Genomic DNA, 21,128 nt, shown 5'->3' on the forward strand with positions numbered 1-21,128 from the left:
ATAATTGCATATGCAAGTTATTCGTTTGGCTTTCACCCCACTCCCATCCAAGGCACCGTACCTATGACGCAGAACAACCAGCTTGAACAATGGCTCGCCCAGGAACGCGACATCGCCGCCCGGCTGGAGGCCGGCGTGGGACCGGGCGTCTCGCGCCCCGACCAGGTGGCGGGCTTGACGGGTTTGCAGATGATGCAGGCCATGCTGCGCGGAGAGCTGCCCTACCCGCCCATCGCCCGCACGCTGGACTTCCAGTTGATGGAGGTGGACGAAGGGCTGGCCGTCTTCCAGGGCACGCCGGGGCCGGCCCACCTGAACCCCATGGGCACCGTGCACGGCGGCTGGTTTGCCACCCTGCTGGACTCGGCCCTGGGCTGCGCCGTGCACACCCGCATGCTGCCCGGCCGCGGCTACACCACCGCCGAGCTGGGCGTGAACCTGGTCAAGGCCCTCACGCCCAAAGTGCAGCGCGTGCGCGCCGAAGGCCGGGTGATCCACTGCGGCCGCCAACTGGCCACGGCCGAAGCCCGCCTGGTGGGCCCGGACGGCACGCTGTACGCCCACGCCACCACCACCTGCTTGGTCTTTGATCTGCCGGCACAATCGAAGGCATGAGATTCCTCCACACGATGCTGCGCGTTGGCAACCTTCAACGCTCGATTGACTTCTACACCCAGGTGCTGGGCATGCAACTGCTGCGCCAGTCCGAAAACCCCGAGTACAAATACTCGCTGGCCTTTCTGGGCTTTGACGGCGGCAACCCCGGCCAGGCCGAGATCGAGCTGACCTACAACTGGGGCACCGAGAGCTACGACCTGGGCACGGCCTACGGCCACATTGCCCTGGGCGTGCCAGACGCTTATGCGGCCTGCGAGAAGATCAAGGCAGCCAGCGGCAACGTGACGCGCGAAGCGGGCCCCGTGAAGGGCGGCACCACGGTCATCGCCTTCGTCACGGACCCGGACGGGTACAAAATTGAATTGATACAAAGGGCCGAGGGTTCGGCAGGCGGTGGTCTGCGATGAATTGGCGGTTGCTATTGAACTAATAGCTGGCAGCGCTTGCCAGACAGGCGGTAGAGCCAGTTTTTATTCAATTCAGTGGCCCATTGAGCGCCCGTAAAAAAGCCCGGCATTGCCGGGCTTTTCATTGGGTCGGCGGTGGACCGCCGCTGAATTACTGCGCGCTCAGGGCCACTTCCACGCGGCGGGCTTCGGCGTTGTTGCCGCTGGCCGTGGTTTCTTCGGGCTTCTTCAGCTCGATCTTGTCGTCGGCCACGCCCAGGCCCTTGAGGGCATCACGCACCGCAAAGGCGCGTTGCTTGGCCAGTTCGGCGTTCAGCGCGGCGTCGCCCGTGGCGTCGTGAAAGCCCGACACGACGGCCTTCTTGCCCTCGGCCACGCCCTTGACCACGTCGGCCAGCGCTTCGTTGGCGCCGACAGCCAGGTCGGCCTTGGCGCTGGCAAAGTAGAACTTCACCACGCCGTTGTCCACCCGCACGCTGGCCGCATCGTCAGCGACCAGGGCCGCTGGCGCGTTGCTTGCAACAGCGGGTGCGGCAGGTGCAGCCGAGGTTGCTGCTGCCACCGCCACCGGCTTGGCGGCACCGGCAGCGCCCACGCGCTTGACCACCACGGTGCCGACCACGGCAGAGATCACCAGCGCGATGAGCGCAAACAGGAAACCCAAAGCAAAACGTTCTTGGCTATCGTCGTCGGAACTGGACATGAAAACTCCCGCAGTCGTGATGTTGATTGATGTTGAAAAAGGTCCGGTGTGCCCATGCCGCTGCACTGTCTGTGGCGGGTACAAGACCCTGGCATGCCGCACCAAAGCCTTCAATTGTAAAGTGCTCCCATGACGAATCTTCCCGCGCCCCTTCGCGACCCGGCTCCCATGCTGGAGCGTGCACTGGATGAGTGGGGCGGCGACACCGACCTGTGGGTGTTCGGCTATGGCTCGCTGATCTGGCGGCCCGACTTCGATTTCACCGAGCGCCGCCCGGCCACCGTGCACGGCTGGCACCGGGCGCTCAAGATGTGGAGCCGCATCAACCGCGGCACGCCCGAGTGCCCAGGGCTGGTGTTCGGCATGCTGTCCGGCGGCAGCTGCCGGGGCATGGTGTTCCGGGTGGACAAGGCGCAGGCGCGGCAGGTGCTCATCAACCTGTGGCAGCGCGAGATGGTCACCGCCGTGTACGACCCGCGCTGGCTGCCCTGCCGCACACCGCAGGGCACCGTGCAGGCGCTGGCCTTCACCCTGTCGCGCAAAAGCCCCAACCACACGGGCGAGCTGCCTGACGAAGAGTACTGCCGCATCTTCGAGCAGGCCTGCGGGCGTTTTGGCACCACGCGGGACTACGCCCAGGCCACGTACGACGAGCTGCGCAGGCACGGTATCCATGACCGCGCCTTGGCCAAGTTGATTGCACTGGCCCGCAAAGAGGCTTAGACGCTTTGGCATCGGGTGCCTCGGCAGCATGTGCGGACGGCGCCGTGTCCTGCGGCGCGGCGCGGCGCGGCGCGGCGGGTGCACAATGCGGCGGTCTCTCACCCCTCAGCCAAGGAGCCTGACCCATGAAAAATGTTCGTTCAGCCGGAGTTCTGTCCCTCATCGCCGCTGCCGCCCTGATGGGCTGCGCCGGTTATTCCTCCGGCCCCACGGCCAGCGCCACGCTGGAGCCCACGCGCGGCAGCACCACCACCGGTACGGTGAAGTTCGTGCAAGCCGGCGATGTGGTGAAGGTGTCCGGCGAAATCCGTGGCCTCAAGGCGGGTGCCGAGCACGGCTTTCACATCCATGAAAAAGGCGACTGCTCCAGCGGCGACGGCATGAGCGCCGGCGGCCACTTCAACCCTGGCGGCAAGCCCCACGGCCACCACGGCGCGGGCGAGCACCACACGGGCGACCTGCCCAGCCTCAATGCCGACGCCAACGGCGTGGCCACCTTCAGCTTCGAGTCGCGCACCATCCGCGTGGGCAGCACCGCCAACGACATCGTGGGCAAGGGCCTGATCGTGCACCGCGACCCCGACGACTACAAGACCCAGCCCACGGGCAACGCCGGCCCCCGCCTGGCCTGTGCCGTGATCGCGGCCAAGTAACGGTCGCACGCAGGCAGGGCGCTGGAGCCGCACCGATCCGCCCGCCTGCCTGCCTGCAAAGCTTTTGCCCGCCGTTGCGCTGGCCATAACCCGCCCCAATGCATCGGCCGGCGGGTTTGCTTTTTGGGGAGCCCTCAGGTCCGGCGCGCCGCCAGCAGGCCTTCGGCGCGCGCCAGATCCTGCACGGTGTCGATGTCCGTCACCGTGCCTACGTCTTCCACTTCCAGCCAACGCACTCTTTCTTGCTGCGCCTGATGGAGCACCACGCTGGCAGCGCCCTGCTCTCCCGCCAGGGCCAGCAGTCCAGACAGGCATTCGGCGGCAAAACCCACGGGGTGGCCGCGGTTGCCCTGGTGCACCGGCACCGCCACGGCGCAGTCCGCCAAGACGGCGGCGATGGAACTTAGCGTTTCGGGGAGCACCAGCGGCAAATCTCCGGGCAGTACCAGCCAACCCGGCGCCGTTGCCGTCGCGCGCACCGCCGCTGCAATCGAATCGCCCATGCCGGGGTGGCCCTCGTCCTCCACATGCCAAGGCAAACCACTGGCCCGCACGGCAGCCAGGGTGTGCTCCAGCACGGTAGTGCTGCCCAAGGGCGCGCGCAGCTTGTGTACCGCGCCGCCCGATGCGGTAAACCGTTCGCCCCGGCCGGAGGCGAGGATCAGGACCGTGGGAAGGTGGTGTCGCATGGACGCAATTGCCTGTGGGATCGAAAAAGATGTTCTCGCCAGTTTCCCGTACGGCAGAAAATGCGAAGCAACGCAGCAATGAATGGCCCATCGCTTGCGAGCGCCAGTGATCTACGCACGCTTGGTCAATTCAGGCTTCGGCCCCAATGGCCTGCTCGATTGCCTCAACTTTCCCCAAGGCACGCCACCGTAAGCGCCGCCCGCCAATGCGCCCGAGTGGCCTTTTAGACCTTTGGATAACGGCGGATGCCCAACCACGCCAGCAAGGTCGCCAGCAGCACCAAAGCCCATTGCGATAAAGTAGGAATCTTGCTGGCAGTATCGGTTGGTACAAAGGGTTGAATCTCCACCGCACCCATATCGATGGTGCCGCCCACGATGCGCGTCAATCCTCGCTGGTCGGTTGAAGCCACGGTCACGAACGTGTTTGAGCCTGCATTGCGTGCCGGGCTCGTACTGGCAATCAAGCGTGTGAGCGTGGCGCCACCATTGTTGGCCAGCGATCCTAATTGGGGGTCCACGTTACCGATATTATTGCCACCCACCACCACAGCGGCCGATGTGCTTTGCAGCAGCGAGTAGTTCATATTGATGGTGGCGTTTCCCGTGTTGATATCGGGGCCCGTCGGCGCGGTGCCACCAGCAAATATGGAATTCGTGATGTTGATGGTGTTGGCGCTGTTCCCTCCGTCGAGATTACCCCCCGATGTGCTCGCCGTGTTGGATGCCAGCGTGGAGGAACGTATGTCGGTCAACTGGCTACCGCCAAAAGAACCCTTCAAATAAATGCCGCCACCCTTTCCCGCATTGGCGGCGTTACCCGATATGGTGGTATTTTCCAGACGCAACGTGGAGTTGGTTCTGTAAAAAAAGAAGCCGCCCCCTTGGCCTGCAGTGTTACCACTGATCGTCGAACGATCAACGGTCAGTGTGCCAAGTGCGGACGATTTATAAAAGAACACGCCACCACCACGACCATTGGCGTTGCTATTACCGGAAATCGTAGTATCACTGATCGTCAATGGCGCATTAATTTTATACAAAAAGATGCCGCTGCCCCGAGATCCGCCGGAATTTCCTGAAATCGTGGAACTGGTGATGCTGCTGGAGCCAGCTACGTTATACAAAAACAATCCCGCGCCACCAGAAGTTGCGGTGTTATTGCTGACCCTGGTGTTGCTGATGTTGACCCCACCTGCATTGGATCTGAAAAACAGCGCGCCACCTTTGCTGGTCGACACATTGCCCGTGATGACGGACTGGTCGATCGTCAAGCTTCCCGATTGCTCAAAACGAATAGCAGCGCCACTGCTATTTCTACCCGCCGTCAGCGTCAGACGGCTGATGGTGACGTTTACACCGGCACTTCTGACATAAAAAATGCGGGAAGTGCTATTGCCATTGATGCTCAGTGTCCCTGTCGTGGGTCCTTGCACCGTGACCGAATCGGTAAGACGCAGATGGGTACCACCCAATGTGATGGTGCCGGTCAACGCAGACAGGTCAATGGTGTCGGTGCCCGCGCCTGCAACGCAATCTCCCCCGGTGGTGTCGCTGTTGGTGTTGGCATTGTTCACCGCCTCGCGCAGCGTGCACAAGTTGTCGCCTGCCGTGACATCGTCAGCCAGAGAATCCACTTCGATGACCGCTGCCGATGCGTGCCCGCCCATGGCTGCGAGCGCCGCGCCCGCAGCCAGTACCGCGCTTTTTCCTGTCCGTTTTGCATCGGACTTACGATCCCATGCACCACCCTGTGTCAGGTATACCGCCATATCCCTCATCCCTTAGTGATGCTAACTTTGCTGTTGGCCAGATTCTACGAACAATGGGCACGAAAGTAACCGGTGCCTGACCCTTATGCGCCTGAACACAGAATTCATCCGACTCCCCCTGGCCTTCGATGCGGCCCGCTTGGCCAGCGAGATCCGCGCCCTGCCCGAAGTGGCGTGGCAGCCACACCCCGAAGGGCACGCCGGCAATGCGGCCTTGCCGCTGATGGCTGTGGAGGGCGACCCTCTGAACAACGGTGTCAAAGGGGTGATGCAACCCACGCCGCAACTGCTTGATTGCCCGTACCTGCGACAAGTGATGTCGGTACTGCAAGCCCCCATCGGCCGCACCCGCCTGATGCGCATTGATGGCCGGGCCGAGGCCAGCTTGCATGTGGATGTCAATTACTACTGGCAGCAGCACATGCGCGTGCATGTGCCCATCGTGACCGATCCTGCGGTGCAATTTATCTGCGGCGGCCAAGCGTTGCACATGGCAGCCGGTCAAGCCTGGGTGTTCGATACCTGGCGGGAGCACAACGTCATCAATCCCACCCACTTGCAGCGCATCCACCTGGTGATCGACACCACGGGTTCGGCGGCACTGTCGGCACTGCTCGCGCAAGGCGGCCGCCCCACGGATCCGCAAGCGCCAGCCATGGGCCCGGTCCGCACGGTGGCCTTCGAGCCCGGCGCCCATCCGAAAATTTGGCATGAGGTCGACAATTTTCCTGTGGTGATGTCGCCTGCAGAGCAGCAAACGCTGTTTGCAAACATCCAGGCCGAGCTGCCCAGCACAAATTCGGGCGAAGCCCTGCGTGCCGAAGTGGCCGGTTTTTTCGACCAATGGCGGCAGCTCTGGGACCGGCACCAGTCAGCCCCTTCGGGTTGGCGCGCCTATGCCGATCTGCTGGAAAGTACCGGCGACAGGATGGGCCGACTGCGCAGCAGCGTGACGCTTTCCAACGGGGTGGACGGCGCGTTCGCGGTGCAGCAGATATTACTGGCACCCGCCCTCAACACCGATCTCGCCGATCGGGTGGTGCCGTCGGTGCGCGGCGCCCAGACGCGATTCGACCGGCCCGTTTTCATCGTTTCGTCTCCGCGCTCAGGGTCGTCGCTGCTGTTTGAGACGCTGAGCCAGGCGAAGGACGTGTTCTCCATCGGCGGTGAGAGCCATGCACTGATCGAGGGCATCGAGGCGCTGCATCCCGCCGCCCACCAATGGCACTCCAACCAACTGGGCAGCGCAGATGCCACCCCCGAGGTGATGCAGGAGCTTGCATCCCGATTTGCCACCGCTGCCCATGACCGCGAAGGGCGGCCCACGGCGGACCGGGATAGCTTTCGGTTTCTGGAAAAAACCCCGAAAAACAGCCTGCGCATTCCTTTTTTGCGCGCCATGTTTCCGGATGCCATGTTCATCTACCTGTACCGCGATGAACGCGCCACCATCAGCAGCATGCTGGACGCCTGGCGCTCCGGGCACTTTGTCACCTACGACTTGCCTGGCTGGCGCGGCACACCTTGGTCGCTGGCTTTGGTACAAGGATGGCGTGACATGGCTGGCATGTCCACGGCAGAGGTTGCCGTGCGCCAATGGGAGTCCATTACCCGCACCGTGCTGGATGACCTGCAGACGCTGCCACCCGACAGCTGGTGCGTGGCCAGCTACGACCAACTGGTGGCTCACCCGGAGCAAGAAGTGCGCAGGCTCAGCCAGTTCGTTCGCTTGCCGTGGGATCGCAACTTGACCGCACCGCTGCCGCCTTCGCGGCATACCCTCACGCCAGCCAACCCCGACAAATGGCGAGCCAACGCCACCGAAATCGAGCCTCTGATGCACCTGGTCTCGGCCACTGCCGAGCGCGCCCGGGCACTGTTTGCCCACGAGCCCCTGCGCCGCCCCCCTACGCCGGTGGCGCCCGTCGCTCCCGCTCCCATGCCTGCCGCCGGCCCCCACCCGGCCACTGCCCACCCCATGCCAACGCCCGCCCCCAGCGCCGCCCCCGCCCAGCCGCACGACCACCAGGACTTTCGCAGCGTTCACACCACATCCTTGCCGCAACTGCTCAATGAGTTGGGCGCATCGCTGCTGGTGACCACGTACCAAAGCGGCCGCCTCATCACCCTGCGTGCAGATGGCCCGAAGCTCAACACCCACCTGACCTACTTTCCCAGTCCCATGGGCATGGCCTATGACGGCAACCGCTTGGCCATCGGCACGCTGCAAGCCGTCTGGGACTACCGAAACATGCCCGACGTCGCCTCCCGTCTGCACCCCAACAAGCACGACGGCTGCTTCATACCGCGCAACATGCACGTCACTGGCGACATCAGAGTGCATGAGCTGGCTTTTGATGCGGGTGGAGAACTATGGGTGGTCAACACCCGGTTTTCGGCGCTGTGCACGCTCGATCGCGACCACAGCTTTGTGCCGCGCTGGCGACCATCGTTTGTCACCGCGCTGGCGGCCGAAGACCGATGCCACCTCAATGGCCTGGGGATGCGCGATGGCACCCCCACCTTGGTCACGGCCCTGGGCAGCACCAACACCCCTGAAGGCTGGCGGCACCACAAAGCCCAAGGCGGCATCGTCATGGACATCGCCAGCAACGAAATCGTCACCCAAGGCCTTGGCATGCCGCACTCCCCGCGCTGGCATAACGGCCAATGGTGGTTGCTCGAGAGCGCCAAAGGCACGCTCATCACGTTCGATCCGGCCACCGGAAAAACACAAACCGTCGCCCACATGCCCGGCTTTACCCGCGGCCTGGCCATGCATGGTTCGTTGGCCTTCGTGGGACTGTCCCAGGTGCGCGAGAGCGTGTTCGACGGCATTGCCTTGAGCCAGCGCCTCAAGCCTGACGAGCGTAGCTGTGGCGTCTGGGTCATTGACCTGAATACCGGCAATACGGTGGGCTTTATCCGTTTCGAGGGCATCGTGCAGGAGATCTTCGACATCCAGATACTGCCCGACCTGCGCTACCCCGAGGTGCTGGAGCCCGATGCCGATGTCATTGGCGGCTCGTTCGTCCTGTCGGACGAGGCCATGAAGGATGTGGCGAGGGACTGAGATGGCGAACGCGCACGGGGCAGGCGGCTGAATCCAGCCGCGGGGGCGGCGGCGTGTCCCTCCGCCTGTCCAGCGTGCGCACCTTGGACAAAGGGCGGCGCGCCGGGCGCGCGGCCACCTGACGCCCGAAAGACTCGGCCGCCTATTCGCTCCCGGCCCGGCGCTTGGGCCCTCTCACGCCAGCTGAAACGGCAACGCCCTCGGTGTCTTCCCGGTCAACCGCGCTACCGCGTTGGCGAACGCCGGCGCCAGCGGTGGCAGGCCTGGCTCGCCCATGCCCGTGGGCGGCTCGGCACTAGGCACGATGTGCACGGCCACCTGGGGCATGTCGGTGATGCGCGGCACGGCGAAGTCACCAAAATTGCTCTGCTCCACCACGCCGTCCTTGAGGGTGATGGCCGCGCCCGGCAGGCACATCGACAGGCCCATCAGCGCACCGCCCTGCACCTGCGCTTCCACGCTCCTGGGGTTGACCACCAGGTTGCAGTGCACGCCCGCGGTCACGCTGTGCAGTTTGGGGGTGCCGTCCTTGACCGACGCCTCGACCACATAGGCCACCACGGACTGGAACGACTCATGCACCGCCACGCCCCAGGCGCGGCCGGCGGCGAGCTTCTTCTTGCCGTAGCCCGACTGCGCCACGGCCAGCTGCAGCGCCGCCTTGTGGCGCGGGTGCTTGTCGCCCATCAGGGCCAGGCGGTAGGCCACCGGGTCTTGCTGGGTGGTGCGGGCCACTTCGTCGATCAGTGTCTCCATCGCGTAGGCGGTGTGGGTGGAGCCCACGCTGCGCCACCACAGCACGGGCACGTTGACGTCCGGGTGGTGCACCGACAGCTTCATGGGCACGTTGTAGGGCTCTTTCATGCCCTCGATGGCGGTGGCGTCGATGCCGTTCTTGACCATGAAGGCCTCGAACGGTGAGCCCTTGGTGATGGACTGCCCGACGATGGTGTGGTCCCACGCCAGGATCTTGCCCTGCGCGTCGAAGCCGATCTCGGCGCGGTGCACGTGCATGGGGCGGTAGTAGCCGCCCTTGATGTCGTCCTCGCGGCTCCACAGCGTGCGCACCGGGGCCGTGATGCCCGCCGTGCGTGCGGCCTTGGCCACGCCGCAGGCTTCCACCACGTAGTCGCTGGTGGGGATGGCGCGGCGGCCGAAGCCGCCACCGGCCATCTGGGTGTGGACCTTGACGTTCTGCGGCTCAAGCCCCAGCGTCTTGGCAGCGGCCATGGCGTCCAGGCCCGGCATCTGCGTGCCCATCCACAGCTCAGCTTTATCGCCGTCGAGCTTGACGGTGCAGTTGAGCGGCTCCATGGGCGCATGCGCCAGGTACGGAAAGACGAACTCGGCGCTGATCTTGTGCGATGAGCCTGCCAATGGCGCCGTATCGGCCTGCATCGCGACCAGGCCGGGCTTGGCGGCCAGCTCGCGGTACTGCGCCAGTTGCTGCGCGGAGTCGGTGGGCTTGACGCCGCTGTTGTCCCATTCAGCCTTCAGGGCATCGCGCCCCTGCTTGGCAGCCCAGTAGCCATCGGCCACCACCGCCACGCCTTCGCCGCCCCGGTCGGTGGGCACGCGCAGCACGGCTTTGACGCCCTTGACGGCCTTGGCCGCCGAGTCGTCCAGCGTCTTGAGCCGGGCGCCGAACACCGGTGGGCGCGCCACCACGGCGGTGAGCATGCCGGGCAGGCGCACGTCGATGCCGTAGTCCTGCCGGCCGCTCGACTTGGCCTTGGCGTCGAGCCGGCCCGTGGGCTTGCCGATCAGGCGGAACTGCTTGGGGTCCTTGAGCACCACTTTCTCGGGCACGGGCTGCTTCATCGCGGCCTCGGCCAGCGCGCCGTAGCCCAGCTTCTTGCCGCCGGGGCCGACCACAAAGCCGTTGCTGGTGCGCAGTGCCGATGCGTCCACACCCCACTGCGCGGCAGCGGCGCCGACCAGCATGGCCCGGGTGCGCGCGCCCAGTTCGCGGTACTGGGTGTACGAGTTCTTGATGGAGCCGGAGCCGCCGGTGATGTGCATGCCGAAAGCCGGGTCCACATAGGCCGGGTTGGCGTCTCCATGCACGCTGCGCACCTTGGACCAGTCCGCGTCCAGCTCTTCGGCCAGGATCATGGGCAGGCCGGTCTGCACGCCCTGGCCGAAGTCCAGGCGGTTGATGGTGACGGTGACGATGCCGTCGGCATCGATGCGCACGAAGGCCGAGGGCTGCTCGAAGGGCTTGAGCCCGGCGGGTGCCGCAGCTGGCGCACCCTGCGCGGTGGCTGCCAGCGGGAAGGCGCCCAGCGCAAACCCAGAGGCTGCGGTGACTTTGAGGAAGGTGCGGCGTGCAAAGCCGCCGGCACCGTCGATGGCGTCGTCTGCTCCTGAATCAGTAGCGCCTTGCGCCCTGTCCATGAGCGCCAGAAGGTTCTTGGGCATGCTGCTGCGCGCTGCCTCTACCACTTGAGGGTCGAAATGCATGGTGTTCTCCTTCGGTGCTTGGGTCAGGCCAGCGTCTTGGCGGCGTCGTGGATGGCGGCGCGGATGCGCACATAGGTTCCGCAGCGGCACACGTTGCCGGCCATGGCGGAGTCGATGTCGGCGTCGCTCGGTTTCTTCTTGCCCTTGAGCAGTGCGGTGGCGCTCATGATCTGGCCGCTCTGGCAGTAGCCGCACTGGGCCACGTCGTGCTTGACCCAGGCCGCGTGCACGGCCTTGCCCACCTTGTCGCTCTCCGTGACGGCCTCGATGGTGGTGATCTTCTGCCCCGCCGCCGCCGAGATCGGCGTGATGCACGAGCGGATCGGCGCGCCGTTCAGGTGCACCGTGCAGGCACCGCACAAGGCCTGGCCGCAGCCGAACTTGGTGCCGGTCATGCCCAGCGTGTCGCGCAGGGCCCAGAGGATGGGGGTGGATTCGTCGGCGTCGACGGGCGTGTCTTTGCCATTGATGTTCAGGGTGGGCATCGTGGGACTCCAGGGGTGAAGGTCAGCGCCTGCAAAAGACGGCGCAATCAGGTGCGGCTGTATCGCCGCTTGGTTTTTTCGTTTTTTTAAGAGAATATTTATTCGATTAAATCCGAAATTCTGAGTTTGTGCTGGCGGTCAGGCTGGCGGGGCGGTGTTGCGCATTGCATTCACGGGCGGCCAGGGCCTTCATGCCTTGAGTGCATCCCAGCACAGGCCAAACGCCATCTGGTGCACGGCGTCGTCGTCGGGCAGCGTCTTCGATCGGATCAGACTGGCCGTCTCGCGCACCGAGCCGACAAAGCTGGCCGTGAGCAGCGGCACCGGCACGGCCTTGAGGATCTCTTGCTGCTGCCCTTCGGCCATCAGCGCAAAAAAACCGGCCATCAGCCGGGTGGAGAATTCGCGGTTGCCGTCGGTGAACCAGGGCGAGTTGTAGTACTGCTCCTGGAACACCACCTCGGCATACTGGTCCAGCCGGTGGCGCAGCAGGTTGCACCAGCTGCGGCGCACGCGGGCGCGGTAGGGCATGTCGGGCAGCACGCCCTCCATGAGGCGCGTGGCCGTCACGGTCTTGGCGTCCTGGTAGAGCTGGCTGATGAGTTCGTCCTTGGACGGGTGGTACACGTAGAGCGTGCTGGTAGCAATGCCCGCGGCCCGCGCGATCTCGGCCATGGTCAGGCCGCTCAGGCCCGTGCGGGCCACCAGGTCGAAGGTGGCCTGCGCAATGGCGCGCTGTTTCTCATCGTCCTTGGGTTTCATGGCGGGGCGACTATAAGCGAATAATCATTCGGCCACAACCAGCGGGTGCCAAGCCCGGCGCAAACGCCTGCCGTAGCGCAAGGCGTGATGGTACGGGCGATGCACAATCGCTGCCATGACCACGCACTCCATCGCCGACCTGCGCAAGAGCTACGAGCGCGCAGAACTCAACGAAGACGCCTCGCACGCCGCGCCGCTGCAGCAGTTCGACCAGTGGCTGCAAGAGGCCATCAAGGCCGAGATCCCCGAGCCCAACGCCATGACGCTGGCCACCGTGGGCAGCGACCTGCGCCCCAGCACCCGCATCGTGCTCATCAAGGGCTACGACGAGCGCGGCATCGTCTGGTTCACCAACTACGACAGCCGCAAGGGCCGCCAGATCGGCGGCAACCCGTTCGCCGCGCTGCAGTTCCATTGGGTGGAGCTCGAGCGCGTGGTGCGCATCGAAGGCACGGTGGAGAAAGTGAGCGACGAGGAAAGCGACGCGTATTTTCACAGCCGCCCGCTCGACTCCCGCATCGGCGCCTGGGCCAGCCCGCAGAGCCAGGTGATCGCAGGCCGCAGCGTGCTGGTGGCCAATGCGGCCAAGTACGGCGCGCAGTTCCTGCTCAAGCCGCCGCGCCCGCCGCACTGGGGCGGCTACCGCCTCAAGCCCGAGCAATGGGAGTTCTGGCAGGGCCGCAAGAGCCGCCTGCACGACCGCCTGCGCTACCGCCTGGACCAGGGCGAGTGGGTGCGGGAGCGCCTCGCACCCTGAGCGAGGCCTGGCCGCCCCACCCGGGGCGCGCCAAGGGCGCACACAGGAGCACACAGGAGCACACAGGAGCGCACGGGAGCCCAAGGGCGGTGGGGGCCCTGTTCATCTTCCGTTCATGTCCCGCTTCGTCGCGGTTCATGGGCGCATCACGTTCTGTCCACCCCTGCCCGGTTCAATGGGAACCGCTGACTTCGCAGTCGGCGTCAACAACTCACAACCATTGAACTTCCATGAAAATCAACCGCCTGGCACTGGCCGCTTTCCTCGTCACCGCCGCTTCTTTGCAAGCCCACGCCAAGACACCCGTGGTCAACCACGCGATCAATGAGGCCGAAGTGCTGACCGCGCAGCAGAACTGGTGCAAGGCGCTGCTCGACATCAGTGCCGTCCACCAGCGCGACGGCGTCGCTGCCGCCACTGCGCTCGCGGCCAAGGTGATCGACAGCGCCTACGGCTACCAGTTCGGCGCCGTACTGTTCAAGCCCACGCTCACCGTGGCGCCGCAGACCTTCCGCACCGACCGCGCCGGTGCGCTGGCGTACTTTGTGGGCGGCAACCCCAGCTACCCCAACGACACCGGCTTTGCGCTCAAGGGCTGGAAGAAGTGCGATGTCGACAATGCTGCGGTCTACATCTCTGGCGACGTGGCCATGACCATGGGCAACGTGCGCTTCACCGGGCCGGACGGCACGGTCACCACGGTGGACAAGACCTGGAGCTTCGCCAAGGACGATGCGGGCCAGTTGCGCATCGTGGTGCACCACTCGTCGCTGCCGTACGCGGCCCGATAAGGCGCATCGCATCGCACCGGCCCGGCCGGTTTGCCTTGCTGCCTACAGGTAGCCATTGCGCCGGCCGCGCCTTACACGGCGAAGAACTTCGTCACCCCGAGGATCACCACCGGCATGGTGATGAGCGCCAGCGCCGTGGACACCGCCACGCTGGCGGTCACCTCGTCCTCGGCCACCTGGTAGCGCTGGGCGAACAGGAACACGTTGGCGCCCACCGGCAGCGACGCCGCCACGATCATCACCGCCAGCGGCATGCCCGACAGGCCCAGTGCCCAGGCCAGCGCCACCAGCACCAGCGGGTGCACCACGCACTTGACCACCGCGATGCGCAGGGCCGCCTTGAAATGGTGGCCCACCTTGGTGAACGCCAGCGTCACGCCCACCAGCAGCAGCGAGATGGGCCCGAGCGCCTGGCCCAGCAGCAGCATGGGCTTGTCCACCACGGCCGGGATGGCGAGGCCCGTCTGCGCAAACAGCAGGCCCGCGATGATGGGCAGCGGCACCGGGTGCACGATGCCGTTGCGCACCGCCTGCAGCACGGTGCGCCACATGGCCTGCTGCGTGCCCCCGGCGCGGCCCGCATGCTCGCGCGCAGAGGCCAGCTCGAACACCACGGTGGCGGCGGTCAGCAGGATGAGCGCGTGCACCGAGATCAGGGTGAACAGCGTCACCAGCCCGGCCTCGCCAAACACCAGGCTTACCAGCGGCACGCCGATCATGATGGTGTTGCTGAAGGTGTTGGCCAGCGCGCGCGCCGCCGCCAGGCTGGAGAAGCCCAGCACCGCCATGGTCACGCCAAAGACGAGCATCGCCGCCGCGAAGTAGATGGCGATGGGGCCGAAGTCCAGGTCCTGCACATGCACCGAGCTCATGGTGCGAAACAGCAGCGCGGGGGTGAGCACCATGAACACGAGGTTGGCCAGGTCCTTCACGGCCTCGGCCCGTATCCACCCGCGCCGCCCCGTGTAGAAGCCGATGACGATGAACAGGATGACGGGGAGCAGCGAGGTGACGACGGGCGAGTTCACGGTGGGCGGCACGGCGCGCTGGGGCGGCCGGCAAAGGGGTGGACGACAGCGCGGCCGGTGGTGGCCGCGGCCGGTATTGTGGCCTCTGCCGCAGGTGCATCACAGCCTTTGCTATGAATTGAATAGCTGCTCCCGCAATCCCATCAAGCGGTAGGTGCCATTTTTCTTCAGTTTTTGGCATTCACCCGGGCATGCAGCCACCCACAGGCCAGCATGCGCCGCCCGCTGAAGGGGCCGGCGCCACAGGTGCAACACGCTTTGGAGCGCCCTATAGTGCCAGCCAGCATCCGCCACAGCGTGCATCGACATGAAGTTCGCCGCCTTCTTTCGCAACCTCAACCTGGGCCACGGCGCCGCGCCGTCGCGCGCTGAACTCGAGAGCATCTTCACGCGAGCCGGCGCCGGAGAGGCGGCATCGTTCCAGACCAACGGCACGGTGGCCTTCACCGCACGCGGTGTGCGGCCCGCGCGCCAGGTCCTGCGGGCGGTGCAGGCGATGCTGGTGCACGAGCGCGGGTTCGACGAGCCCGTCTTTCTGCGCGACATGCCCGGCCTGCTGTCCCTGCGCTTCCGCGACCCGTTTACCGGCCTGAGCAAGAGCCCGCCCGTGTACGACTTCTACGTGACCTTTCTGCACGACGACGCGCAGGTGGTGCCCGGCCTGCCGCAGAGCAACGCCCGCGGCGATGTGCAGGTGCTGCTGTACACCGACACCGCGTTGCTGTCGGTGAGCCACGCGCACGGCCTGACCATGGGCAGCCCGAACGTGTGGGCCGAAAAGCTCTTCGGCCTGCCCGCCACCACCCGCACCTGGGGCACGCTGTGCCGGCTGCTGGAGCGCCATGCGTGACTGCCCGTGGAACGAACTGCCCGGGGTTTGCCTGTCTCCTTGGCCGTTTGCCCTGCGCGCAGGCTGGCAAGCTGGCGGGGCTGACTGGGCGCCTGCCGCGGCCCGCCCCCTGGGCGCTTCGGCACCGCCACAAGTCAGCGCGCACAGGGCGCCCTTCCCTGCCCCCGTTGGTGACGGGCGGTGGAGCCGGGCGTACACCACGACATCCGGAGGGCTCCATGCTGTACACAGAACTTGAGATCCACGCGGCCGTGAAGCGGCTGATCCGCGAAGGCTACGCGGCGCTGACCCGGCGCCAGCAGCACATCGTGGACTCGCTCTCGGCCATCTGCTGACGCTGCTGACGCTGCGGCCAGCGTGGCCCGGCCGGTAGCGCCCAGCCGTTACTGCGGTGCCGGCGCCGCCGACAGCAGCCGCGCCACCCCTTCCAGGCCCATGACCTGGTGGTCGGCCCCGTCCCAGGGGCTGACGCCGGGCCGCACGGTCTGCACCGTCACCATGCCCAGCGCGCGCCCCGCGCCCAGCTCGGACAGCGGGTTGTCGCCCACCACCAGCACCTGCCGGGGTGCACACCCTTCCTGGGCCAGGATGTCCGCAAAGATGCGGCCCTTGCCGTGCGGCCCGGGCTCGTCGATCGCGTCGATCACCACGCGCTCGAACCACGGCGCAATGCCCAGCGCGTCGATCTTGCTCTGCTGCAGCCGCCGAAACCCGCTGGTCACCAGGTACTTGCGCACCGGCAAGCCGGGCAACTGGCCGATGTCGGCGTAGCCCGACAGCGGCGGGCGCATCTCCATGCGGCAAAACTCCTGCCAGCCCGCGTCGCGCATCGCGGCGCTGAAGCCGAAGCGCTCGGCCACCAGGTCGAAGGCCGTGTACCAGCACTCGCCAATGGCTTCTTCCAGCACCTCGGGCGACAGGGTGCCCTGGTTGGCCTTACGGATGGCCACGAAGGCCGACTCGAACAGCGTGCCCATGGCGCGGGCGTCCAGCAGGCAGTTGTCCAGATCAAAAATCGCCACGGTGCAGGGCTTGCGGTGGGCGGGCACGAGGGGGATGGGCTCAGTCATTGCGGGGTTCGTTGTTGCAGTTCATCTGGGTCTAGCCAGCCACCACGGACACGCCGTGGTCCGCCAGCGTCAGGCTCACCGGCGCGCCCACATCCAGCGGTGCCTTGACCAGGGGCGAGACGACGAAGATCTCGCCCAGCGCGCTGGCAAACGTGTATTCCATGATGCTGCCCAGGTAGGTGCGCTTGGTCAGCCGGGCGGCCAGGCCCGCCGTGGTGGCCGGGCCGATGATCCAGGCCTCGGGCCGCACGGCGATCTTCACGGGGCCGGACGGCAGCGAGGGCGGAGACGGCACGCGCAGCGGGCCCAGGTCGGCATGGCCCGGGGCGCCGCCATCCGCATGGCTTCGCTGGCTGGCTTGGTTGGTGCCCTCGAACAGCATGGCCTCGCCCATGAAGCCGGCCACGAACTCCGACGCGGGCTGCTCGTACAGCTCGCTGGGCGCGCCGCGCTGGGCGATGGCGCCCTTGTTCATCACGATGATCTGGTCGCTGACCGCCAATGCCTCGCTCTGGTCGTGCGTCACGTACGCCACGGTGAGCGACAGCCGCTGCTGCAGCGTGCGGATCTCTTCGCGCATCGCGCGGCGCAGGCGGGCGTCCAGGTTGGACAGCGGCTCGTCGAACAGCAGCACCGCCGGCTCCAGCGCCAGCGCCCGGGCGAGCGCCACCCGCTGCTGCTGGCCGCCCGACAGCTCCGCGGGCCGGCGCTGGTCCAGCCCGTGCAGGCCCACGGTATCCAGCATGGCGCGCGCCTTCTCGCGCACCTGGGCCTTGCCCAGGCCCGACATGCGCAGGCCATAGCACACGTTGTCGATCACGTTCATGTGCGGAAACAGCGCGTAGCTCTGGAACACCAGGCTCACATTGCGCTGGGCCGGGCCCAGGGTGGTCACGTCGTGGCCGTCGATGAAAATGCGCCCGGCCGTAGGCGACTCCAGCCCGGCGATCATGCGCAGCGTGGTGGTCTTGCCGCAGCCCGACGGCCCGAGGATGGTGGTGAGCGTGCCTCGGGGCACGGCAAAGCTGATGTGGTCCACCACCAACGGGTCGCTGTCGGCGGGGCCAAAGCGCTTGCACACGCCCTGGAACTCGATGCCGTGGGACGCCAGGGGCGGTGGGAATGAAGACAGGGTCATAGCAGTGGTTTCCTCAGGCAGGCGCGGCGCCTGGCGCTGCCGGCAGGCCGCCCGGGGCCAGCGTGGCGCCGGTGTCCCCCGGCGCCGCCGACGGCCCCCAGGTCACGAGTGCATCCACGCCCACCACCCGCCCCGCGTCCTGCCGGTTGAACAGGGTGACCTCGGCGCCCATCGACTCGGCGATCTGCTTGCAGATCGACAGGCCCAGGCCCACGCCGCCCTTGCCCGCAGAAAACGGCTGGAACAGGCGCTGGCGCACCCCGTCCTCGATGCCGGGGCCTTCGTCCCACACCAGCATTTCGCGCCAGCCGGTGCTGTCGCGCAGCAGCACGCCCAGCCGGCCGTGCGCCGGTGTGTGGTGAATGGCGTTGGCCAGCAGGTTGCGCATCAGCTCGCCCAGCAAGGCAGCGTCGCCGGGCACTGAGAGGTCAGGCCCCTCCAGCGCAAAGTCCAGGCGCTTGGCGGCGATCAGCGGTGCCAGCTCCATCACCGCCTCGCGCGCCACGGCGTTCAGGTCCACGCAGGGCAGCTCGCCCATGCGCTTGAGCTGCTCCACCTTGCTCAGGCTGAGCAGTTGGTTGGCCAGGCCCGAGGCCCTGTCCACCGTGTGCAGCATCTGCTGCAAGGCGTCGGCCGGCAACACGTCGCCATGGATGGCCGACTGCAGCTGCGTGCGCAGCACCGCCATGGGGGTGCGAAGCTGGTGCGTGGCGTCGGCCAGAAAGCGCCGCTGCTCCTCGATCCAGCGGCTTTGCCCCGCCTGCAGCGTGCGCAGGTGCACCACGGCAGGCGCCAGTTCCGACGGCCCTTCGTACGGCGCCACGGCCGCGCCCGCCGGCCGCTCCAGCGACGCATCCGCGCGGCGCAGCCAGGCGGACGCCACATGCGCCAGCGCCACCGACACGGCGCTCATCGCCAGCGCCAGGGCGTAGACGGCGCGCAAGACCGGGTTGTCCAGCATCTGCCCCGCGGTGGGCAGGCGCTCGTTCCAGCGGCGCGCCACCTGCCGCACGACGGGCTCGCCGCCAGCGGCAACCCCTGCGGGCTGGTACAGCGTGGCGCCCACGCGGGCCAGTTGGCCATCAATCTCTGCCAGGTAGAAGTGCACCTGCCCGGGCGCGCCGAGTTCGTGCACCGACAGCAAGGGCGGCACCGCCGCGCTGCCGGCCAGGCGCTCGCCGCCCAGCCGGGTCTCGCGCAGCCACTGCGGCCGGACCGATGGGGTGGCGTAGGCTGGCGCACCGGTATCGGCGTCGCTGTCGGTGCCCTGCCCTGTGGGCCAGGCCAGCAGGGCCACGCGCAGGGTGTTGTCCTGCCAGTCGGCATTGGTACGCATCTGTTGCACCGCATGCACGCCGATGAACAGCGCCACCAGGCCCCACAGCGCCGCCAGCGGCCACACCACCAGCAGCCGCCGCAGCGAGCCGCCGCGCGGCTGCCAGCGCTTTGGCCCATGCCACGCACCCCACCGGCGCCGCAGCCACAGCGTCACCGGGGCGCCCCGCCCTTTTGCGCGGCCATGCTGTCGCCGTCGCACAGCAGGTAGCCCACGCCGCGCAGGGTCACGATCTCGGCATTGGTGCCCACCAGCTTCTTGCGCAGGCGGTGTACGACCACCTCCACCGCGTCGGCCTGCACCTGCTGCTCGCCCGTGTCGGCAAACACCTGTGTGCGCAGCTCTTCCTTGCTCACCACCCGGTCCACGCGGGACATCAGCAGCCGCAGCAGTTCGGCCTCGCGCTGCGACAGGTCCAGCGGCAGCGCATCGTTGTAGAACACCCCGGTGCCGGGCTCGCGGTACAGCGCGCCGCAGCGCAACTGCCCGTCGCGCCCCACCCGCCGCGTGAGCGCCCGAAGGCGCGCCACCAGCTCGTCCAGGTCGAACGGCTTGGCCAGGTAGTCATCGGCGCCCGCCTCCAGCCCCGCGATCCGGTCCGTGACCGCCGCGCGGGCCGTGAGCGCCAGCACAGGCGTGGTGCTGCCGCCGTCGCGCAGGCGGCGCAGCACCTCCAGGCCGTCCAGCCCGGGCAGCGACAGGTCGAGCGTGATCACGTCGAACACGGTGCGACGGGCTGCCGCCAGCGCCTCCTTGCCGTCCGCGCAGCACAGCACCTCGAAGCCGCGCGCCGCCAGGCTGCGGCTCAGGGCGCCGGCCAGATCAAAATCGTCTTCGACCAAGAGGAGTTTCATAAGCAGGGGATCATGCCGCGTGCGCACAGGGGCTGCCATTGTGCTTTCACCAAGGGCGGGTGAAAGCAAGTCGAAAGCGGGTGGACCAGATGAGATGCACGACAAGGCCACCGGTTGGCCTGCTACGGTGCACTACCCGCCGCTGCAAGCGCCCAGCCGCTCCCTCACCCTCTCCACCTCCTGAGCCACCCGTGCGCCCAGGCCCTGGACAGTGAACGGGCCCGCGATCAGCACCGCGTTGTTATTGTCGGACGATGCACACAGCTGGATGCGGTTGGGCTGGCCGTCGGCACCGAAGAGAACACGCAGCACGCGGGAACTGCGCGCCGGATGCCACTCCACAGTTTTATAGAAGTAGGTGCGCGACACAGAGTTGACCGCCGGCTCCGGCACCAGCCCTGCGGTTGCCACCAGCCAGTCATGCAGCTGCTGGCGCGTCATGGTCTGCTGCAAGCTAACGGCCCACCAGACCGGACTGCCCGGCCACCAGCCAGCCCCACATGCCCAGCACCGCCAGAAAGTTGATGGTGAAGACCAGGCCGCGCAAGCGCACGTTGGTCGTCCCCACCTGCACGACGCTGTGCGCAACCCGCCCCGCGATGAACACCCACGCCAGCGCAAGCTGCACTCCGTCGACCGCCTGGAGTTGCCACAGCACCAGGCAAGCGGCGTAGAAAAACAGCGGCCACTCGAACTGGTTGGAGAGATTGGCGCTCACCCTGCGCTCCAGCGCCGCCCAGGGGTTGGAGCCATCGGCGCTGCGGCCAATGCCCCAGACCGACGGGGCGCGCACTGCGGTGAGCAGCATGTAGAGCACCGTGGCAAGGGCGACGTGCAGTGCCATGGGGTAGAGCAACAGGTGGGAAAGGTGGGACATGGTGGGGCGCGGCGAAGGGATGACAAAAAACCAGTGTCGGCGATTGTGCGTTGGCAAGCTGCATGTTTGCGGTATGGCG

Annotated in this window: 21 protein-coding genes; 8 read left to right on the forward strand and 13 right to left on the reverse strand. The window is 66.7% G+C overall.

Features of this window, described 5'->3' with window-relative positions; translation table 11 throughout:
* The first annotated feature begins 63 nt into the window (after positions 1-63).
* Together ASF16_RS10630 and gloA are read left to right on the forward strand one after the other, a co-directional pair.
* Positions 64-615, forward strand: coding sequence for a PaaI family thioesterase (locus tag ASF16_RS10630; RefSeq protein WP_082516846.1), 552 nt, complete (start codon positions 64-66; stop codon positions 613-615).
* Positions 612-1,025 carry a lactoylglutathione lyase gene (gene gloA, locus ASF16_RS10635; protein WP_056166212.1) on the forward strand — a complete coding sequence of 138 codons (414 nt, stop codon included), beginning with the start codon at positions 612-614 and terminating at the stop codon, positions 1,023-1,025. Before ASF16_RS10630 ends, gloA begins: the two co-directional genes overlap by 4 nt.
* Positions 1,026-1,176: 151 nt before the next feature.
* Here gloA and ASF16_RS10640 read toward each other — a convergent pair whose 3' ends face one another.
* Positions 1,177-1,728, reverse strand: coding sequence for an OmpA family protein (locus tag ASF16_RS10640; RefSeq protein WP_056166216.1), 552 nt, complete (start codon positions 1,726-1,728; stop codon positions 1,177-1,179).
* Positions 1,729-1,857: 129 nt separating this feature from the next.
* On the opposite strand from ASF16_RS10640, the gene ASF16_RS10645 reads away from it, so the two are divergent.
* Entirely contained in the window at positions 1,858-2,451 is a 594-nt protein-coding gene (locus ASF16_RS10645; protein ID WP_056166218.1) for a gamma-glutamylcyclotransferase, read from the forward strand.
* A 125-nt stretch (positions 2,452-2,576) separates the two neighbouring features.
* The gene (locus tag ASF16_RS10650; protein ID WP_056166223.1) at positions 2,577-3,104 is read left to right on the forward strand and encodes a superoxide dismutase family protein; all 528 of its coding nucleotides are present in this window, start codon (positions 2,577-2,579) and stop codon (positions 3,102-3,104) included.
* A gap of 134 nt (positions 3,105-3,238) precedes the next feature.
* Here the strand turns inward: ASF16_RS10650 and ASF16_RS10655 are convergent, their stop codons facing one another.
* Positions 3,239-3,793: an NTP transferase domain-containing protein gene (locus ASF16_RS10655; protein ID WP_056166226.1), complete on the reverse strand. Its 555-nt coding sequence runs from the start codon at positions 3,791-3,793 to the stop codon at positions 3,239-3,241.
* 224 nt (positions 3,794-4,017) lie between these two features.
* Complete coding sequence (locus tag ASF16_RS25425) at positions 4,018-5,565, reverse strand: CSLREA domain-containing protein (protein WP_162241069.1); 1,548 nt, start codon at positions 5,563-5,565, stop codon at positions 4,018-4,020.
* 85 nt (positions 5,566-5,650) lie between these two features.
* Here ASF16_RS25425 and ASF16_RS25430 point away from each other — a divergent pair, with 85 nt between their 5' ends.
* On the forward strand, positions 5,651-8,638 hold the full coding sequence (locus ASF16_RS25430; RefSeq protein ID WP_082516848.1) for a TIGR03032 family protein: 2,988 nt from the start codon (positions 5,651-5,653) through the stop codon (positions 8,636-8,638).
* A gap of 174 nt (positions 8,639-8,812) precedes the next feature.
* Here the strand turns inward: ASF16_RS25430 and ASF16_RS10675 are convergent, their stop codons facing one another.
* The 3 genes from ASF16_RS10675 to ASF16_RS10685 all read right to left on the reverse strand — a co-directional run bounded on the left by ASF16_RS10675 (position 8,813) and on the right by ASF16_RS10685 (position 12,348).
* The gene (locus tag ASF16_RS10675; protein ID WP_056166249.1) at positions 8,813-11,101 is read right to left on the reverse strand and encodes a xanthine dehydrogenase family protein molybdopterin-binding subunit; all 2,289 of its coding nucleotides are present in this window, start codon (positions 11,099-11,101) and stop codon (positions 8,813-8,815) included.
* A gap of 23 nt (positions 11,102-11,124) precedes the next feature.
* Positions 11,125-11,586 carry a (2Fe-2S)-binding protein gene (locus tag ASF16_RS10680; protein ID WP_056166251.1) on the reverse strand — a complete coding sequence of 154 codons (462 nt, stop codon included), beginning with the start codon at positions 11,584-11,586 and terminating at the stop codon, positions 11,125-11,127.
* A 189-nt stretch (positions 11,587-11,775) separates the two neighbouring features.
* Positions 11,776-12,348: a TetR/AcrR family transcriptional regulator gene (locus ASF16_RS10685; protein ID WP_056166258.1), complete on the reverse strand. Its 573-nt coding sequence runs from the start codon at positions 12,346-12,348 to the stop codon at positions 11,776-11,778.
* 115 nt (positions 12,349-12,463) lie between these two features.
* Here ASF16_RS10685 and pdxH point away from each other — a divergent pair, with 115 nt between their 5' ends.
* Positions 12,464-13,105, forward strand: coding sequence for a pyridoxamine 5'-phosphate oxidase (pdxH, locus tag ASF16_RS10690; RefSeq protein ID WP_056166266.1), 642 nt, complete (start codon positions 12,464-12,466; stop codon positions 13,103-13,105).
* 230 nt (positions 13,106-13,335) lie between these two features.
* Positions 13,336-13,896: a hypothetical protein gene (locus ASF16_RS10695; RefSeq protein ID WP_056166268.1), complete on the forward strand. Its 561-nt coding sequence runs from the start codon at positions 13,336-13,338 to the stop codon at positions 13,894-13,896.
* A 71-nt stretch (positions 13,897-13,967) separates the two neighbouring features.
* On the opposite strand, the gene ASF16_RS10700 is transcribed toward ASF16_RS10695, so the two are convergent.
* Positions 13,968-14,924, reverse strand: coding sequence for an AEC family transporter (locus tag ASF16_RS10700; protein WP_056166555.1), 957 nt, complete (start codon positions 14,922-14,924; stop codon positions 13,968-13,970).
* 307 nt (positions 14,925-15,231) lie between these two features.
* Between ASF16_RS10700 and ASF16_RS10705 the strand changes: the two genes are divergently transcribed.
* Positions 15,232-15,774: a DUF1697 domain-containing protein gene (locus ASF16_RS10705; protein WP_056166272.1), complete on the forward strand. Its 543-nt coding sequence runs from the start codon at positions 15,232-15,234 to the stop codon at positions 15,772-15,774.
* A gap of 383 nt (positions 15,775-16,157) precedes the next feature.
* On the opposite strand, the gene ASF16_RS10710 is transcribed toward ASF16_RS10705, so the two are convergent.
* From ASF16_RS10710 to ASF16_RS10735, 6 genes are all read right to left on the reverse strand, one after another.
* Positions 16,158-16,844, reverse strand: a complete 687-nt coding sequence (locus ASF16_RS10710) for an HAD family hydrolase (RefSeq protein ID WP_056166274.1) — start codon at positions 16,842-16,844, stop codon at positions 16,158-16,160.
* A 31-nt stretch (positions 16,845-16,875) separates the two neighbouring features.
* The gene (locus tag ASF16_RS10715) at positions 16,876-17,982 is read right to left on the reverse strand and encodes an ABC transporter ATP-binding protein (RefSeq protein WP_056166284.1); all 1,107 of its coding nucleotides are present in this window, start codon (positions 17,980-17,982) and stop codon (positions 16,876-16,878) included.
* Between the two features lie 13 nt (positions 17,983-17,995).
* Positions 17,996-19,474: a HAMP domain-containing sensor histidine kinase gene (locus tag ASF16_RS10720; RefSeq protein ID WP_235507329.1), complete on the reverse strand. Its 1,479-nt coding sequence runs from the start codon at positions 19,472-19,474 to the stop codon at positions 17,996-17,998.
* Positions 19,471-20,172, reverse strand: a complete 702-nt coding sequence (locus ASF16_RS10725) for a response regulator transcription factor (protein ID WP_056166292.1) — start codon at positions 20,170-20,172, stop codon at positions 19,471-19,473. Before ASF16_RS10725 ends, ASF16_RS10720 begins: the two co-directional genes overlap by 4 nt.
* Positions 20,173-20,304: 132 nt before the next feature.
* Complete coding sequence (locus ASF16_RS10730) at positions 20,305-20,613, reverse strand: hypothetical protein (protein ID WP_156372022.1); 309 nt, start codon at positions 20,611-20,613, stop codon at positions 20,305-20,307.
* Positions 20,614-20,626: 13 nt separating this feature from the next.
* Positions 20,627-21,049, reverse strand: a complete 423-nt coding sequence (locus ASF16_RS10735) for an MAPEG family protein (protein ID WP_056166298.1) — start codon at positions 21,047-21,049, stop codon at positions 20,627-20,629.
* Between the last annotated feature and the right edge of the window lie 79 nt (positions 21,050-21,128).

It is taken from the genome of Acidovorax sp. Leaf78, from assembly GCF_001422735.1.
Classification (GTDB): Bacteria; Pseudomonadota; Gammaproteobacteria; order Burkholderiales; family Burkholderiaceae_C; genus Acidovorax.